This is a genomic window from Alteromonas sp. BMJM2 (genome assembly GCF_027257845.1).
Lineage (GTDB): Bacteria > Pseudomonadota > Gammaproteobacteria > Enterobacterales > Alteromonadaceae > Alteromonas.
Genome location: NZ_JAPVOT010000006.1, coordinates 182,097 through 198,295 on the forward strand (window position 1 = coordinate 182,097; position 16,199 = coordinate 198,295).

A 16,199-nucleotide genomic window follows, 5' to 3' on the forward strand; every position below is an offset into this window, starting at 1 on the left:
CTAGCGTGTTTAATTAGCACTCATCCATTTCGTACTAATTCATTTAATTATTCGTCAAGGTTAATACCAAGCTGGGCTCTTAGCGCCTTTGCGCGTTGCTTTGACGCTTCACCCTTAAACTCTCTTGCTAGCAAACGACGCTTCGCTAATGTGGTTTTATCAAGTTCAGTAAGAAGTTCGACGTGGTTCAAGTACACCTCTTCATTGGCAATCGGTCGCGTTGCTATTTCCTCATACAAAGAAAGCGCAGCGTCATTGTCGCCTTTAGCGATGTAAATCTGGGCAAGCGTGTCTACGGCATCAGCGTTGTCACTGCGTAAGGCCACGGCTCTTTTTGCTAAGGTTTCTGCTCGAGACAAATCATTATCTTCAAACGCTAGGTAAGCAAGGTTATTCAATACCACAAAGTTATCGGGAGTTTGCGCTAATATGGCTTCATAGGTTGCAAGCGCACTTTTTCTGTCTTGCCTAATTTGGCGCTCTGCCAACAGCATACTGCTTGAAATATCATTCGCATTTTCTGCTACGTGCTTTTCTAAAAAGCTAAGAGCTTGCTCGCCTTTACCCGACATTTCGTAAGACGCCACTAGCAACATGGCATTGTCAGAGTTTGGCGTGGCGTCGTAGGCAGCTTCAGCATGACTAACAGCTTGCTCTGGCGCTTTATCAATAAGATGTAAGCGCGCAATAATCCCCCGTACAAACGGCAGCTCTTTCACACCCTCAGCGCTTGCATTGATAATATTCCACGCAGGCTTACTTTGGCCTATGCGACTGTGAAAATAAGCTTTTAACAAACTAATTTGTGCATCAGGTCGCTTTTCCAACACTCTACTTGCTAACGCCAATCCTTCGGTAAACTGTCGTTGCGAGTCTAGGATTAACAACTTGCCTAATACGGCACTTTTATCCTGCGGATAGAACGACAGCCATCGGTCGAAAAAGGTGTCTGCGGCTTTCACATCGTTAGCAGCAATGAGCGCCTGCCCTTTTATATTCCAAAACGCCCTAGGCGTTTCTTTATTTCCTTCAACGTTAGCAAGCAGCGCTACCGTTTTATCAATAGCATTATTGAATGCATAAAGTCGTGCCAGTAATAAACGCATTTCAACAAAATCTGGCGCCTTATCAAGCTCATTCTTTACATGATTAATGACTGGCTGCACTGCTTTTTGCTCGGCTGCCAAAGCGTACCACATCGTTAAGGCTCTTAAATCTGTTGGATTGTCATCGATAAAAGCGCGAATAAAGGCCGTTGCAGATTCGTTGTCACCCTGCGCAATAAGCAATTGAGTACGCGCATAAACCAGCTGTTCTTTGGCCCCTTCCCGCGTACTTGCGTCGTCAAAGTAAGACGCTGCTTTAGTGAAGTCTCTTTCTACCGTGGCTATGCCACCTAAGTAAACTAGCGGAAGCGCTTCATCTGGGGATTGTTCAACCCACTTTGTTGCCGCCTCTTTTGCTTTATCTAATTGCTGAGTGGCGATGTAAGCACGCACTAACGTGCTTTGGGTAGTGGCCGACTCTGGTGCCTGATTTACCGCTTCTTCCAAATTAACTAGCCCTGCTACATCATTAAGCGATAGTTGCAAAACGCCTAAACGAGCGAGGTCTTCTGCAGAGGTACTAATTTCTTGAGAGCGCTCAACCATTTGTTTCGCCCCCACCATGTTGCCGTCGACAAGCAGTTGGTAGCTTGCCTTAGAAAAAAGCGCGGCGTCTGAGGTTTGCTCACCCTCAACGCGCTCTAAAATTTCTAGCGCGTTATCGTTTTCGCCTAATTGCAGCATGCTATCTGCTAACATGCGAAGGCCAGGATGATTATCAGGTAAGCTAGACGCAATCATGGTGAGGTGGCGCTGAGCTGATTCAAAGTCTTGTATCTGATAAGCACTGAAACCCGCGATTAGGCGCACAGCCTGATCGCTTCTGCCGTTTTGTACGGCAATTTCCAAGCGCTCTAACGCTTGTGCGTAATTGCCCTTGGCTGATTCAATAATACCTTTAAACGTATTTAGCAGCGGGTGACTATCGTTAAGCGCGAGTAATTCTTCTACTACGGGCTCTGCGGTATCAAGCGCTCGCAGTTCAATTAACAGTGCTGCGTAGGCAAATTTGCTTGCCGTATCGTCTGGGTAGCTTTTGAGGTAATCCCCGTACACTACGGCAGCTTTCTCAGGCGCACCGCTTTGTAAATAAAGCTTCGCAAGTTGCTGCAACACGTCTTTATTGGTGGGAGCCTGCTCTCTTAATGCTTCTGTAGAAGCAATGGCCGCCTCTACATCATTGTTGAGTACGAATACGTAGCTATCGACAAGCCCTTTGTACACTGAGCTGGTATCGATAGTAGATAGGTCGGCAATTAACGCTTCCGCCTCTTCTCTTTTATTGAGCTGCAGCAACGCCTGTAGCTTATAAAAACCCACTTCGACAGACTCTACCGCCGTCATGCCCTCTACGCGATAATCTACCTCTGAAAGGGCATTTTCAGCCCCCGACTGCTGATAGGCAACCGAAAGCAATGGAATGACTTCGCTAGCGGCATAACCAAGCTCCATGGCTTTGTTGAGTTCTTTTTCAGCTGCGACAAAATTATTGGTTTGTAGATACAGTTTACCGAGTTCGAAACGAGGAGCCGCCGCATTAGGAGATTTCTGAATTGCATTTTTATATTCGACTATGGCGGCATCAGGCTGCTGCTCGGATACATAGTTGCGGGCGTCAGCCAAATGGCTTTCCATGGATTTTTCACTGCACCCTGATAATAGAGCTGTTAGCAAAAGCACAGCTACAGAAGAGCGTTTAAATATTTTATTTGAATTGTTTTTACTCATGGTAATTCCTTGCCCTATTTCGAAAATTCTTCAAAAACTTTATTGTTTTTCTGCCGCCACCCGCAAAACTTGGTCATTATTTCAGCATTATTGTGCAATTTCATGGCAACCTGACCATTATTCGAATATAATATGTTTTTTTGCAACACTGCAGGCACACTTCAACGTTTTTCAGGCGTTACTCTCGTATGCCGCACCCTCCTTACTAATAACATCAGGACCCTTAATGACAACAACTGTCGACATGACATTTAAAGACCTAAATTTACCAGAACCTCTCTTACAAGCCATTGAAAAAGTTGGCTACGAGAAACCGTCACCTATCCAAGCTGAGAGTATTCCACTTTTGCTTGAAGGTCACGATTTACTCGGTCAGGCACAGACAGGGACAGGAAAAACCGCTGCGTTTGCCCTGCCCATGTTGGCAAATATCGATCCTGAGCAACGTAAGCCGCAATTACTGGTATTAGCCCCAACTCGTGAATTAGCTATTCAGGTTGCAGAGGCATTTCAGGTTTATGCGAGCTTTAGTCAAAAAATTAAAGTACTTCCAGTATACGGCGGTCAGTCTTACGACAACCAAATTCGCCAGCTTAAGCGCGGCGTTCAGGTTGTAGTAGGTACTCCAGGTCGTATCATTGACCATATTAAGCGCAAAACATTGGATTTAAGCGAACTTAAATTCCTTGTGCTTGACGAAGCTGATGAAATGCTTCGTATGGGCTTTATTGATGATGTAGAGCTTATTCTAAGCCACGCACCTGCCCAGCGGCAGACGGCGTTATTCTCAGCAACCATGCCTGGACCAATCAAGAAGATAACGCAGCGTTATCTCAAGGATCCGAAACACGTAAAAATTGCGTCAAAAGTTAGCACGGCGAGCACCATTCGTCAGCGCTTTTGCCAAGTTGCTCCTCATCATAAACTTGAGGCGCTTACGCGTATTATGGAAGTCGAAAAATTCGACGGCATGATTATTTTTGTTCGCACCAAAACAGCCACTGTTGAATTAGCAGATAAGCTTTCAGCACGCGGTTTTGATGTAGAACCACTGAACGGCGATATTCCACAGTCTGCTCGTGAGCGAACTGTTGATAAGTTAAAACAGGGCCACATCGATATTCTGGTGGCAACTGATGTTGTTGCACGTGGTCTTGACGTTGAACGTGTTAGTCACGTTATTAACTATGACATTCCGTATGACAGTGAATCTTATGTTCACCGTATTGGTCGTACAGGCCGTGCTGGTCGTCAGGGTGATGCGATTCTGTTTATCTCTCACCGTGAAAAACGCTTGTTGTTCTCTATTGAGAAAACAACGAAGCAGGCTATTGAAGCAATGCCTATTCCTTCAATTAGCGAAATCAACCAGACCCGTCTTACGCGCTTTAAGCAGTCGGTAATGGAAGCAACGCAAGACGATAGCATTGAATCGTTGATGCCAATTGTTGAGATGATCAAAGAAGAAAATGAAGCTTCTCCAGAAGTCCTTCTTGCTGCAATGATCAAAATCGCTCAGGGCGACGAGCCATTGGTGCTTAAAGAGTCTGATCGTCCAGACCTTAACAGCAAGCCGCCTCGCGATAGTCGTGAGCGCAGCGACCGCCCTGGTGGTCGTGAAAGTCGCGACCGAAAGCCAAGAGCGCCTCGTGGCAATCGCAAGCCAGATGAAGGTATGCAACGTTTTCGCATAGAAGTTGGCCATGTACACGGTGCTAAGCCGGGTAACATTGTAGGCGCTATTGCAAACGAAGCTAACATTGACTCGAAGAACATCGGTGCTATCGAGATATATGACAACTTCAGTACGGTTGACTTGCCAAGCGGCATGCCTAAAGAAACACACTCTACGCTTCAAGGAACGAGAGTAGCGGGTCAACGTCTTAACCTTCGCGAGTGGTCGGATACACCGCCGCCTAAACGTGAACGTGGCGACAACCGTGGTGAAAACCGCAGTCGTGATAACCGCGCACGTCGCAAGTCGTAAGATCGAAATAAAAGCGACTTCCGCCTTTATATAACGTTGTGGAATATAAAGGCTGATTTCGTTGTTTCTAATTAAAAAGAATTAGCGCAAAATAGCGTTAGTTCTTTTTTTTTATGTGCCCCCTATGGATTACTTCCCCCTATTTCTAGATGCTCGTTCGCTAAACTGCCTTATTGTTGGTGCTGGTGAAGTAGCTGCTCGCAAACTTGAACTGATCATGAAAACGCCGGCAACTATTACCGTGGTAGCGCCGTGGGTATGCGATACGGTAAAAGCCCTTGCAAAGAGTGACAAGGTGACTTTAATAGAGCGTGAATTTATCGATAGTGACCTAGCGCATAAAGACATGGTGTTTATTGCTACCGATAAACCCGATATAAACCAATACATTCACGACCTAGGTCGCGAGCAGAAGGTGCTGGTGAATGTGGTTGATAACACCCCCTTGTGCCAATTTATTACACCTTCCATCGTAGACCGTTCACCTATCATTATTGCCATGAGTAGCGGTGGTGTTGCACCGGTCTTGCTACGCTATTTACGTCAGAAGTTAGAAACCGTTTTGCCCGCCAATTTGAGCAGACTTGGTTCATTTTCTGAGAAGTTCAGAGACAAAGTGAAACAGGCCCTAGATGGCGTCACTGCCCGTCGGTATTTTTGGGAAGATGTGCTAGATGGCGACATTGCCGAGATGGTTGAAAAAGGGCAAGACGAAAAAGCAGATAACGCCTTTGAAATAGCCTTGCAAGCGGCAGCAGAGAATAAGAAAGTGACTGGGCAAGTGTACCTTGTGGGAGCAGGCCCTGGCGATCCTGACCTACTCACCTTTCGCGCACTGCGTTTAATGCAAAAGGCCGATGTGGTAGTTTACGACCGCTTAGTCTCGCCACAGATTCTAGAATTGGTACGTAGAGACGCTGAAAAAATCTATGTGGGAAAAGCCATGAGCAATCATACCCTTCCTCAAGATGACATTAATAAACTGATGGTAGATGAAGCGAAAAAAGGCAACCGCGTTGTGAGATTAAAAGGCGGCGACCCGTTTATTTTTGGTCGCGGCGGTGAAGAAATTCAAACCCTTATTGAGCACGGCATTGAGTTTCAGGTAGTGCCGGGTATTACCGCGGCAAGTGGCGCTTCTAGTTATGCAGGTATACCACTTACCCACCGAGATCACGCGCAGTCGGTGGTGTTTGCTACTGGTCACTTGCGAAACGGTACCATCGACTTGAATTGGCCTGCATTAGCCCACAAAAATCAAACCGCAGTATTTTATATGGGGTTAACCGGGCTACCCATTATTTGCGAAAAACTTATTGAGCATGGCTTACCTGCTTCTACGCCTATCGCTTTGGTACAGCAGGCAACAACCGACGACCAACGTGTACTTATTGGCACACTAAGCGACATTTGTGCTAAGCAAAAAGAAGCGCAGTTAAAGCCGCCTACGCTAGTTATTGTGGGTACCGTAGTAAACCTGCATGACGAGCTTAACTGGTTTCAACAATAGTCGAAACGGACGGCTGCTCATTTAAATAAGCTTGTATTTTCTGGCATGAACGACATACTCAGTAAACGAGAGTAACACTCTATTTCTTGAATATGTCGGTTATGGCGGAGAAATGACAAATTTATATGGCTTTTTATCTGTGTCTATTTACCCCCGCGTGCTAGCTGCGCTAAAGCTGCTCTTGCTGTTTGTTGCTTCGGTTACCGTCAGTGCAAAAGCCTGCGCCGAGCAACTTGATTTTAGCATCACAAATAAACAAGACAGCGTGCGTTTTGACTACACATGGACAGACAGACAGCAAACTATTCACTCAATTAGCTTTGCACTTCCTCGAGAAACGATTAAACAAAACCCCACGCTGCAGCCAAATTACAAGCCCAAGATAGCCCAGCGCTACGTAATGGTGGCCCTTTTAAAAGAAACTCAAAAATTAAACCCAAAAGAGGCCCGCGTGAATCTAAAGCGCCAGCAAGACGGTATCAACATTGAGGTGAAATCACCAAACCCAGAAAAAGCCGCTGAGGTACTCGATAAGCTAAAAACTGTGCAGCAAACGGCGTTTGATGACTACCTGGCAACCCACTATTTTACTCGCTTCACTACCCTGTTTAATCAACGGGCAGTTAAACCCGACCACCTGCGCTATATTAACGAGTCGGTAAAGCCCATGGTCCCCGTATCTCAAGCGTTTTATGAAAAGCTAGCACCTGAGTCTGATTCACGAGACTACTTTGCGCTTTTGCTTAGTTGGCTCCAAAGTATTCCTTACAACGCCATGGACGACAGAGTGGCCAGCAATGGTTCAGGGTTTGCGCCCCCCATTGGCTTATTAATGCAAAATCAAGGCGACTGCGACAGTAAAGCTGTGCTGGCATCGTCTATGGTAAGAGCTTTTTTACCCACAACGAAAATGATTATGGTGCTGTTGCCCGAGCATGCTCTTCTTGGTGTGGCGCTTACTCCCTCGGCTGGTGACGAAACCATTGAATTTGAGGGGAAAGAGTATGTGCTTTACGACCCCACAGGTCCTGCGCAAATCCCATTTGGTGAAGTGTCTGATAGCACTAAACAGTTTATTGATACGGGCAGGTATCAAATAGAATTAGTGGAATAAGCTTCCCTGTGCCCGATGGCCTCTGCGTATAGGCAAGGGTTTAGATAAGGTTATAGGCAAGCTTTTCTATAAGGAAACCGGTGGAGCAAGGTGACTGATAATTTAAAGAAGTAGGCTGCTTGAAGGCATGATGAAACTCATTACCTTCAAGCAAAAGTCAGCTAACGCTACAAGTTCTCTTCTGCAAAGCTGGCAAGGCGGCTGCGTACCACGCCATCGAGGTTAATGGTGGCACTACCTGAGAAGTCTTTAAATTTCTCGACTAAATACGTTAAACCTGACGTAACCGCGCTAAGGTAGTTGCTGTCTATTTGCGCAAGGTTGCCGCCAACAATCAGTTTTGTACCCTCACCACATCGGGTAATGATGGTTTTAAGCTGTGATGCCGTTAAATTTTGCGATTCATCAAGAATCACGATGGCGTTTTGAATACTGCGGCCGCGCATAAAGTTTACTGATTTATACTGAATATTGGCCTTTTCCATAATGTAATTCATAGAGCCTTTGGTATTTTCATCGTGCTTGTGCAGCACTTCTAATGAATCGGTAATAGCGGCTAGCCACGGCAGCATTTTCTCCTCTTCCGTTCCCGGTAAAAAACCAATAGATTCGGCAATTTCTGGAGTACTGCGAGTGACGATGATTTTGTCATACATATTGCGCTCCACCACCATTTCAAGGGCGGCGGCAAGCGCTAGAAGCGTTTTACCACTGCCCGCAGGCCCGGTGAGAATACACATATCAATATGAGGGTCTAACAAGGCATGCAGTGCCATACCCTGGCCAATATTCTTCGGCGTTATGCCCCATGCATGACGGCTCATTAATCTTTCGTAGCCGAGGTCGAGTACCGCTAAGGTATCATCAGAAATTTCTTCAACAAGGCCAGCAAATTCTTTACTGTCATCCAGTAGAAACTCGTTGATATAGGCCTCTGGCAGTATCGACTTTGGCACGGTGTGAATGGTGTCCCGCCCCTCGGTTCGGCTATCAACACTTTTCACGTTATCCCAAAAGTTACCTTCAAAAGTATGGAAGCCTCGAGACAGATACTTAATGTCGGTGATAAGTTGGTCGGTGCGATAATCTTCAACATGCGCTAAACCGGCGCCTTTCGCCTTTAACCGCATATTTAAATCTTTCGTCACCAACACCACTTTTTGCGGTGCGTAAACCTTTTGAATATGAAGCGCCACGTTGATAATGCGATTATCGTTTTCATTACTTGTGAATACTTGCTGCGCTTCTGCCATATTCAAATCGGCAAATATCGATAGCTTTCCAGTAGGCGCGTTATCACCTGCCCCCAACCCTTCCATTGATACACCCACAAGCATTTCTTCTGGCGTGGCCTCGTGCAGCAAGTCTTCCATTGAACGAATGGAGACACGGGCGTCTCTAGCCACGTCTTTTTTACTGTCTTTGATGTAATCGAGCTCTTCAAGAACCGTCATAGGAATAACAACATCGTGTTCTTTAAAGGAAAGATAGGCGTGAGGTTCGTGAAGCAAAATGTTGGTATCGAGGACGTATATTTTCGTTTCGGTAGAGTTTCTTCTTGGCATCCTTCACTCCATAAAATAAAGCCAAGCTAGCCGTTGTTTGGCAATGGCTAGCGAGCTACAGCTGGGTAACTACGGGGATGCCGCTCGAAACAGGACATCTCCCCTACTCGCGTCGACTGAGAAGCAGCAATAACCCACTGCTTCAAGCGTTTGATAACTATTTCCTAAACGCTAATTCCACCATAAGCCAGAAATACAGATTTCGCACTGTTTTTATCTTTTTATTTTCACTCGCTTACACAGGTTAATACTCACTTGGGCACTGGATTTACCTTATGAAGTAGCCAATGGCTTGATATCTAGCACTGGTTTTTATGCGCATTAAGAGGTCAATATAATTCCTTCTTTGACTTTACAGCAACAGTGACGTGCTCACCAAATTAACAGAAAAGCGTGCCAAATAAGCTAGTATTAATGACTTATTACCATGCAATGCGTACAATACCGCCCCCGCAAAAAGGTGAGTGATTTATGAGTTCAGACAGTCAATTTTCTATTGGTCAGCGTTGGTTAAGCAATACAGAAACCGAATTGGGATTGGGCGCCATTGTTGGCATTGATTTTCGTTCAGTTGAAGTGCTGTATCCCGCCACTGGCGAAGCGCGTATCTATACAAAAACAGAAGCGCCACTAACGCGACTCACCTTTGAAATTGGCGACACCGTAAAAAGCCAAGACGGCTGGGAAATGACGGTGACTGAATCTGAGGAAAGCCAAGGTGTTTTCATCTACCACGGTCTGCGGGAAGATACAAAGGCGCAGGCAAGACTGCCAGAAACAATGCTAGACCATCACATTCGCTTGAACCAACCTGAAAAGCGTTTGTTCAGTCAACAGCTCGACCACCCAAAGTGGTTTGACTTGCGAGAAAGCGCGTTGCGCTATCACTATGAATATCAGCGCTCAAATACCATTGGCGTAGCCGGGGCACGAATTTCACTGATTCCCCACCAATTGCACATTGCCTCTGAAGTAGGTGGCCGCCACGCTCCGCGGGTGCTCCTTGCCGATGAAGTCGGTTTGGGGAAAACCATTGAAGCTGCGCTAATCATTCATCAGCAGATCAAGACCGGGAGAGCCTCTCGCATTCTTATTTTAGTGCCAGACTCACTCGTGCATCAGTGGTTGGTAGAAATGCTTCGTCGCGTTAACCTGCCTTTCGCTATTTTCGATGAGAGCCGCTGCGAAGCGCTGGACGAAGAAGATATTAACCCCTTTGACAGTGAGCAACTTGTTCTGTGCAGCATCGACTTTTTAAGCAGCAATGAGAAACGACAGCAGCAGGTTCAGGCTGCAGATTGGGATTTGATGGTTGTGGATGAAGCACACCACTTGTCTTGGTCGCAAGAAGCGCCGTCGCAAGAATATCTTTGTGTTGAGGGGCTTGCCCAAAGTACGCCAGGGGTGCTTCTGTTAACAGCAACCCCCGATCAGTTAGGTCACGAAAGTCACTTTGCTCGCCTGCGTTTACTCGACCCTGCACGCTTTCACAGTTACGAAGAGTTTCTTACCGAAGAATCGCAATACAGTCAGCTTGCCGATGCGGTTGCTCCGTTATTGTCAGACGCTGAGCCGAACGAAAAACAGCGCGCTACCCTTTGCAACTTTGCACCGGATGTCATGGAGCACGCTGGCAACCTCACCAGCTCTAAAAATAGACATGAACTGTTACACCAACTCATAGATTGCCACGGTACAGGCCGTATGCTGTTTAGAAACCGTCGCGCCAATATTGAAGGCTTTCCCGAGCGCAAACTGTCTGCCTACGAGCTAGCCATGCCACAAGAATATGAAGCGGCCGTGAATAGCGACGATTTGCTCAACGCGCTTTATCCCGAACGTGTGCCAAGCGTGGTAAACAGTTGGACTAAACTAGACCCCCGCGTTAGCTGGCTAGTCGACTTCATGCAAGAGGTTAAGCCCGAGAAGATACTGCTTATTTGCGCCAGTGCCCGCACAGCACAGGAACTCGGTGAGGTTATTCGTACACAGACTGGCGTTAGACACAGCGTGTTTCATGAAGGCATGAGCATTGTTGAGCGCGATAAGGCAGCTCACTACTTCGCTGATGAAGAAGATGGCGCACAAATTTTGCTGTGTAGTGAAATAGGCAGTGAAGGGCGTAACTTCCAGTTTGCCCACCACCTGGTGTTGTTTGATTTACCCATTACACCTGATTTATTAGAGCAGCGTATTGGTCGCTTAGACCGTATAGGTCAGACGCAAACTGTGAACATTCATGTTCCCTATCTCGCAAAAAGCGCACAGCACGTATTGCTCGACTGGTATCACGAAGGCTTGAACGCCTTTGAAAAAACTTGCCCCACAGGGTCTGGCGTATTTGAAGACGTCAAGCCATTGTTGATGAGTGCATGCTTACACCCTAACGATATGACGGCAAGAGACGAACTGATTAACTTAAGTGTTAAACTGAACAGTCAGCTGGTTGCTCAGCTAGAAGCAGGTAGAGATCGCTTGCTTGAGCTTAATGCCTCGGGTGAAGGCCGAGTTGAAGCACTATTAGAGGACATTATTGCCCTTGATAGTGAGCAAGACCTTTCGCGCTTTATGGGCCGTGTTTTTGATGCCATCGGTGTTCAGCAAGATGAGAAAGGCAACGACTGCTTTATTCTCATGCCAACAGAGCAAATGGTGAGTCAGCTACCTGGGTTAGACCCTGAGGGAATGACGGTAACCTACAAGCGTCGTGTGGCTACAACCTTAGAAAACGTGCAGTTTTTAAGTTGGGACCATCCCCTTGTTCACACCGCGATTGACGTTGTACTCACCGACGTACATGGCAAGAGCAGTATGGGCTTTATTGCCGACCCAGATTTACCTAAGGGCGCTTATTGGATAGAAGCATTGTTTGTGCTTCATGCACAAGCACCAAAAGCCCTTCAGCTAGGCCGTTTTCTTCCGCAAACGCCGGTACGGATATGTCTTGATGCCCAAGGAAACCCTGTGGATTTAAGCTTTGATGTGAAACGAAAAGTCGGGCGCAAAATATCGTCACAGCTATTAAAAGCATTACAGCAGCCTCTTAGCATTGCGATAGAAAATACACGTAAACTTGCACACCAGGCAGCGAATCAAAAGCTACACGACGCGCTTAACACTATGCACACCACACTAAATGGTGAAATACAGCGACTCAAAGACTTACAGAAGCGCAACCCTGCCGTGCGCGATAGTGAGATAGTGTTTATTGAGCAGCAGATAAGTGCGCTAGATAAAGTTATTCAGGGCGCCGATGTGCAGTTTGATGCCATTCGTATCATAGTGAATAATCCGTAATGGCTAATCCATCGTTTGTTTACAACCCGCCTTACACCCCATATCTCAACTTTTTGTATCGAGATGACTTTATGGTGGTGGCCCTAAAACCAAGCGGGTTACTCAGTGTACCGGGCAGAATAGAAGCCCATAAAGACGCACTGATTACCCGCGTTAATAAAGTACTGCCTACCGCCACTGTGGTACACAGATTGGATATGGCAACATCCGGCATTATGGTAATGGCACTGACTAAATTTAGTCATCGCGCCATCAGCAAGCAGTTCGAACTTAGAGAGACGAAAAAGCGCTATTTCGCCAGAGTATACGGCCATGTTGATGTGGATAACGGAGAAATAGATTTACCGCTTATTGTCGATTACCCGAATCGACCGAAGCAAATGGTTGACCACGAACGGGGAAAGCCATCGGTAACACACTTTGATGTGATAACCCGTGCATATGATAGCGAGAATAGACCTTACTCTTTGGTTGCGCTACGCCCCATTACCGGGCGCTCTCATCAGCTTCGCGTGCACATGCTCTCACTCGGTCACCCCATTTTAGGGGATAGGCTGTATGCTCACGACGCCGCATTAGCCATGGCGCCCCGCCTGCAGCTGCACGCGGAAAGTTTAAGTTTAAAGCACCCAAAATCGAACAACTGGCTCAACTTTCAAAGCACTATTCCATTTAGTGACTACAAGCCAACGCCATTAACCACGTTTTCATCGGTAAAGCTTTTTGGGTAGAAGGCTTTTCAGGTAAGAAGCTTTTTAGGAAGTAGGCGTTGTAGATAGAAAACGTATCCACAATAGGCTTGCTGAGTAAACGAGACGACAAACTTGCTGGTTAAAATACGCTTTGGTATCTAGATTTTTATGGTTTTGCCGATACATTGTTATCTAACTCTATTGCGAGCCGAAAGGTTTTTTAAAACATGCGTAAATGTATTGCCTCTATATTGTGTCTGCTTGCACTGGGCTTTTCGCCTAAAGCGGCCTTTGGCGATTACTTTACCGATATCAGTCACGGGTTTGCGTTAGGCGAAGTACAAGAGCTTTTGGTGGGCGAACGCGTAGTACCTATTATCGAAGTTGAGCCTCAAACCCCGTTATCGCAAGGCGTTGCCATTATACTGGTTGAGCCTTTTCTCTCCAGCTTTTCACTCTCTCAAAGCAAGGAGCTTGCGGGTTATCTTTCAGAGAAAGGGTGGCGCGTTGTCATAAGCCCTTTTAACCTCAATATGATGCCAACAGGTTCTGGCATAGAATCAGCCGACACTTCTGGGCAAGGGGCTGATAATCAAGGCACCGATACTCAAACGGCAGCAGAACCATCAGCAGCAGAGCAAGCGCCAAGCAGTAGCGGACAGGGTAATAGCGTAATTCATCCGCGAAGTACAAACCTCACTCAACACTTTGATTTTGAACAAACGTCAGACAAGTTAACTGAGCAGCTTATTGCCTTAAATAACCGTTTGCAAAACGTGCAAGGCTATCGGCTAGTGGTTGCGCAAGGTATGCTGGCTGCTACATTTTTGGACGCCACCAGCAATGATTTGGCATTTGAACCAGATAGCTTAGTCACGATTTCCCCCTATTGGCCAGAGGCCGATGTGAATAAAAGCATTAGCGACCTAGTGGCTAATACTTCCTTTCCCGTACTCGACCTTTCTGTAGACGGTTTGAGCGATTGGGAAAATAACACGGTAGCAATGCGTAGAAATCGCGCAAAAAATAGCTTAAAACTGCATTACCGACAGGTGCTTCTCCCCTCCTCAAATTCAGTCTTTAGTCTAAATCAAAATCAGAAAACCCCTTACATTCAGTTAGTTGCAAACAACACCATTGGTTGGACTCGTTATTTAGGCTGGTAATTTTTAAAATCTACTATTAGTCTAAAAAAATACGCAGATCAGTTACATATCGATAACATCGCAAAAATTAACAACCATCCTAAGCCGGTGACAATGTAATGGACTATAATACGCTGAGTAGTAAAAAAACGGTTGGAGCCTTATGACTGTCAAAGATTTTGTTGATGCCAAGTCAAAACAACTGTGCTTTTATCTCAATGCTTTTTGGAATGAAGGCTTACCGGTTGAAGAGCTCGAACTCTTTTTTTGGGACTGCATGGAAGAATGGGGTCAGGTCAATTGCACACTTACGCAGCCATACACGCAAAAAGAGCGAGTGTTCTGGCATGTGCTGCATCAAATTCACTATTGGAACGAAGAAAAACTAAAAAACGACCCTATTTTAGTAGATGAGTTACGAACCTGTGTCAAATTTCTCGAGGACGCAGGCACGTGTCCTTTAGACTGTGTAGGCATAAGGCCCTAGCAAGGCCTTCCCTCCTGTAATTCTGCATGTAAAGAACCTGCACACATCAAACATAAAACTATTGCGGCCGTACTGCTCCACATGTCCTCTTCCATAAGCACATACACATTTTTAAAAAATCCATGTCGAAATAAGGCACCTGCAAACACCACTCATATGTTGCCATTTAGTTGATTACATGGCTCAATACCAAGCCTTGGAGCATCACTAGGCCGTATTTTGTTAAGCGCGATAAAAACATATAACGACAAACGCTTTTTGAGTATCTTCTGTTTCGGGATTGCCAGTGGCTTTCCTTGGATCATGATTGGCTCAGTGCTGTCTGCCTGGTTGAAAGATGACGGGTTATCACGCTCAGCAATCGGCTTGTTTGGCATCATCTTCGCCACCTATTCAATTAACTTTCTTTGGTCACCGCTGGTAGATAAGTTAAAGCCACCGAGATTAGGTCAGCGCAAAGGGTGGATTTTTTCCATGCAAATAGGCATCGTCTTGTGCTGCCTTGCGATGTCTCAACTAACCACTACGTCTCACCTTTTCTATATTGCATTAGTCGGTTTACTCACCGCTATTTTCTCCGCTACGCAAGACATCGCCATTGATGGTTTTCGTATAGACTGTATTGCTGAAAACGATAAAGACGGAATGTCAGCTGCGTCTTCGGTAGCAACCGCAGGTTGGTGGACAGGCTATGGGGGCTTAGGTGCTATTCCTTTCTTTCTTGCAGACCTTACCGATTGGAGCTGGGCTAATATCTATCTATTGCTCGGCGTATTAATGGCCCTACTTGCTATAGCCACGTTACTTGCGAAAGAGCCGGATATTGACAGAAGCGCGCTTTTTGACCGCATAGATTCTGAGGGCACTGACGATGCTAACGCCAGCACTCAAGACAAGATTGCACGCTGGTTAAAGAGCACGTTAATAAGCCCATTTTCTGAGTTTTTTGCGCGAAACGGAGTCAAGCTTGCGCTTTCCTTCTTGTTGTTTATTTTTCTATTTAAAATAGGTGAAGCCTTCCTTGGGCGAATGAGCATTGTCTTTTATAAAGAAATTGGCTTTAGCAACAGTGATATCGCCACCTACTCCAAGTTGCTGAATTGGTGGGTAACTATTGTATTTTCGCTGTTAGGGGGAATTGTAAACATACGCTATGGAATTTATCGCGGCTTAATGGTGGCTGGCATCGCGATGGCTGCGTCTAATCTGTTGTTCGCTGTAATAGCTCAAACAGGGCCTTCCACTTCGTTACTGGCCTTCACCGTGATTGTAGACGGTTTTACAGGGGCGTGGAGCACGGTAGCCATGGTTGCTTTCATATCGCTACTGTGTAACCGCGCCTTTAGCGCCACACAATACGCACTAATGGCATCTTTAAGTGTGGCAGGAAGAACATTTGTCGCTTCTAGCAGCGGTATTGTTGTAGACAGTTTGAATGGAAATTGGAGTCTTTTCTTTATACTCACTGCGGTGATGGTAATACCAAGCCTAATGTTCCTCTACAGCATTCGCGAGCACATTAAAAACGTGCAGAATCCGCTAGCGCCGAAAACGTAATGCCTCTACTA

At 46.1% G+C, this 16,199-nt stretch carries 10 protein-coding genes; 8 read left to right on the forward strand and 2 right to left on the reverse strand.

Annotation, left to right across the window (positions count from 1 at the left end):
• Nucleotides 1-47: 47 nt before the first annotated feature.
• Nucleotides 48-2,834 carry an XrtA/PEP-CTERM system TPR-repeat protein PrsT gene (gene prsT, locus O9X84_RS08960; protein ID WP_269519364.1) on the reverse strand — a complete coding sequence of 929 codons (2,787 nt, stop codon included), beginning with the start codon at nucleotides 2,832-2,834 and terminating at the stop codon, nucleotides 48-50.
• Between the two features lie 226 nt (nucleotides 2,835-3,060).
• Between prsT and O9X84_RS08965 the strand changes: the two genes are divergently transcribed.
• From O9X84_RS08965 to O9X84_RS08975, 3 genes are all read left to right on the forward strand, one after another.
• The gene (locus O9X84_RS08965) at nucleotides 3,061-4,821 is read left to right on the forward strand and encodes a DEAD/DEAH box helicase (protein ID WP_269519365.1); all 1,761 of its coding nucleotides are present in this window, start codon (nucleotides 3,061-3,063) and stop codon (nucleotides 4,819-4,821) included.
• A gap of 124 nt (nucleotides 4,822-4,945) precedes the next feature.
• Nucleotides 4,946-6,331, forward strand: a complete 1,386-nt coding sequence (gene cysG, locus O9X84_RS08970; RefSeq protein ID WP_269519366.1) for a siroheme synthase CysG — start codon at nucleotides 4,946-4,948, stop codon at nucleotides 6,329-6,331.
• Nucleotides 6,332-6,443: 112 nt separating this feature from the next.
• Nucleotides 6,444-7,445: a hypothetical protein gene (locus O9X84_RS08975; RefSeq protein WP_269519368.1), complete on the forward strand. Its 1,002-nt coding sequence runs from the start codon at nucleotides 6,444-6,446 to the stop codon at nucleotides 7,443-7,445.
• Nucleotides 7,446-7,612: 167 nt separating this feature from the next.
• On the opposite strand, the gene O9X84_RS08980 is transcribed toward O9X84_RS08975, so the two are convergent.
• Nucleotides 7,613-9,010: a PhoH family protein gene (locus O9X84_RS08980; RefSeq protein WP_269519369.1), complete on the reverse strand. Its 1,398-nt coding sequence runs from the start codon at nucleotides 9,008-9,010 to the stop codon at nucleotides 7,613-7,615.
• A gap of 471 nt (nucleotides 9,011-9,481) precedes the next feature.
• Between O9X84_RS08980 and rapA the strand changes: the two genes are divergently transcribed.
• The 5 genes from rapA (at nucleotide 9,482) to O9X84_RS09005 (ending at nucleotide 16,188) form a co-directional block, all read left to right on the forward strand.
• Nucleotides 9,482-12,307, forward strand: a complete 2,826-nt coding sequence (rapA, locus tag O9X84_RS08985) for an RNA polymerase-associated protein RapA (protein WP_269519370.1) — start codon at nucleotides 9,482-9,484, stop codon at nucleotides 12,305-12,307.
• Nucleotides 12,307-13,038 (forward strand): bifunctional tRNA pseudouridine(32) synthase/23S rRNA pseudouridine(746) synthase RluA, encoded by a 732-nt coding sequence (rluA, locus tag O9X84_RS08990; protein WP_269519372.1) that lies wholly within the window; start codon nucleotides 12,307-12,309, stop codon nucleotides 13,036-13,038. Before rapA ends, rluA begins: the two co-directional genes overlap by 1 nt.
• Before the next feature lie 188 nt (nucleotides 13,039-13,226).
• Entirely contained in the window at nucleotides 13,227-14,165 is a 939-nt protein-coding gene (locus O9X84_RS08995; protein WP_269519373.1) for a DUF3530 family protein, read from the forward strand.
• A 142-nt stretch (nucleotides 14,166-14,307) separates the two neighbouring features.
• Nucleotides 14,308-14,631 carry a hypothetical protein gene (locus O9X84_RS09000; protein WP_269519374.1) on the forward strand — a complete coding sequence of 108 codons (324 nt, stop codon included), beginning with the start codon at nucleotides 14,308-14,310 and terminating at the stop codon, nucleotides 14,629-14,631.
• 219 nt (nucleotides 14,632-14,850) lie between these two features.
• The gene (locus O9X84_RS09005; protein ID WP_269519375.1) at nucleotides 14,851-16,188 is read left to right on the forward strand and encodes an AmpG family muropeptide MFS transporter; all 1,338 of its coding nucleotides are present in this window, start codon (nucleotides 14,851-14,853) and stop codon (nucleotides 16,186-16,188) included.
• The last annotated feature ends 11 nt before the right edge of the window (nucleotides 16,189-16,199 follow it).

What these genes read in the sequence shown, in the direction of transcription:
- prsT (WP_269519364.1), bottom strand. Translation starts at nt 2,834, where the DNA reads ATGAGTAAAAACAATTCAAATAAAATATTTAAACGCTCTTCTGTAGCT.
- O9X84_RS08965 (WP_269519365.1), top strand. Translation starts at nt 3,061, where the DNA reads ATGACAACAACTGTCGACATGACATTTAAAGACCTAAATTTACCAGAA.
- cysG (WP_269519366.1), top strand. Translation starts at nt 4,946, where the DNA reads ATGGATTACTTCCCCCTATTTCTAGATGCTCGTTCGCTAAACTGCCTT.
- O9X84_RS08975 (WP_269519368.1), top strand. Translation starts at nt 6,444, where the DNA reads ATGACAAATTTATATGGCTTTTTATCTGTGTCTATTTACCCCCGCGTG.
- O9X84_RS08980 (WP_269519369.1), bottom strand. Translation starts at nt 9,010, where the DNA reads ATGCCAAGAAGAAACTCTACCGAAACGAAAATATACGTCCTCGATACC.
- rapA (WP_269519370.1), top strand. Translation starts at nt 9,482, where the DNA reads ATGAGTTCAGACAGTCAATTTTCTATTGGTCAGCGTTGGTTAAGCAAT.
- rluA (WP_269519372.1), top strand. Translation starts at nt 12,307, where the DNA reads ATGGCTAATCCATCGTTTGTTTACAACCCGCCTTACACCCCATATCTC.
- O9X84_RS08995 (WP_269519373.1), top strand. Translation starts at nt 13,227, where the DNA reads ATGCGTAAATGTATTGCCTCTATATTGTGTCTGCTTGCACTGGGCTTT.
- O9X84_RS09000 (WP_269519374.1), top strand. Translation starts at nt 14,308, where the DNA reads ATGACTGTCAAAGATTTTGTTGATGCCAAGTCAAAACAACTGTGCTTT.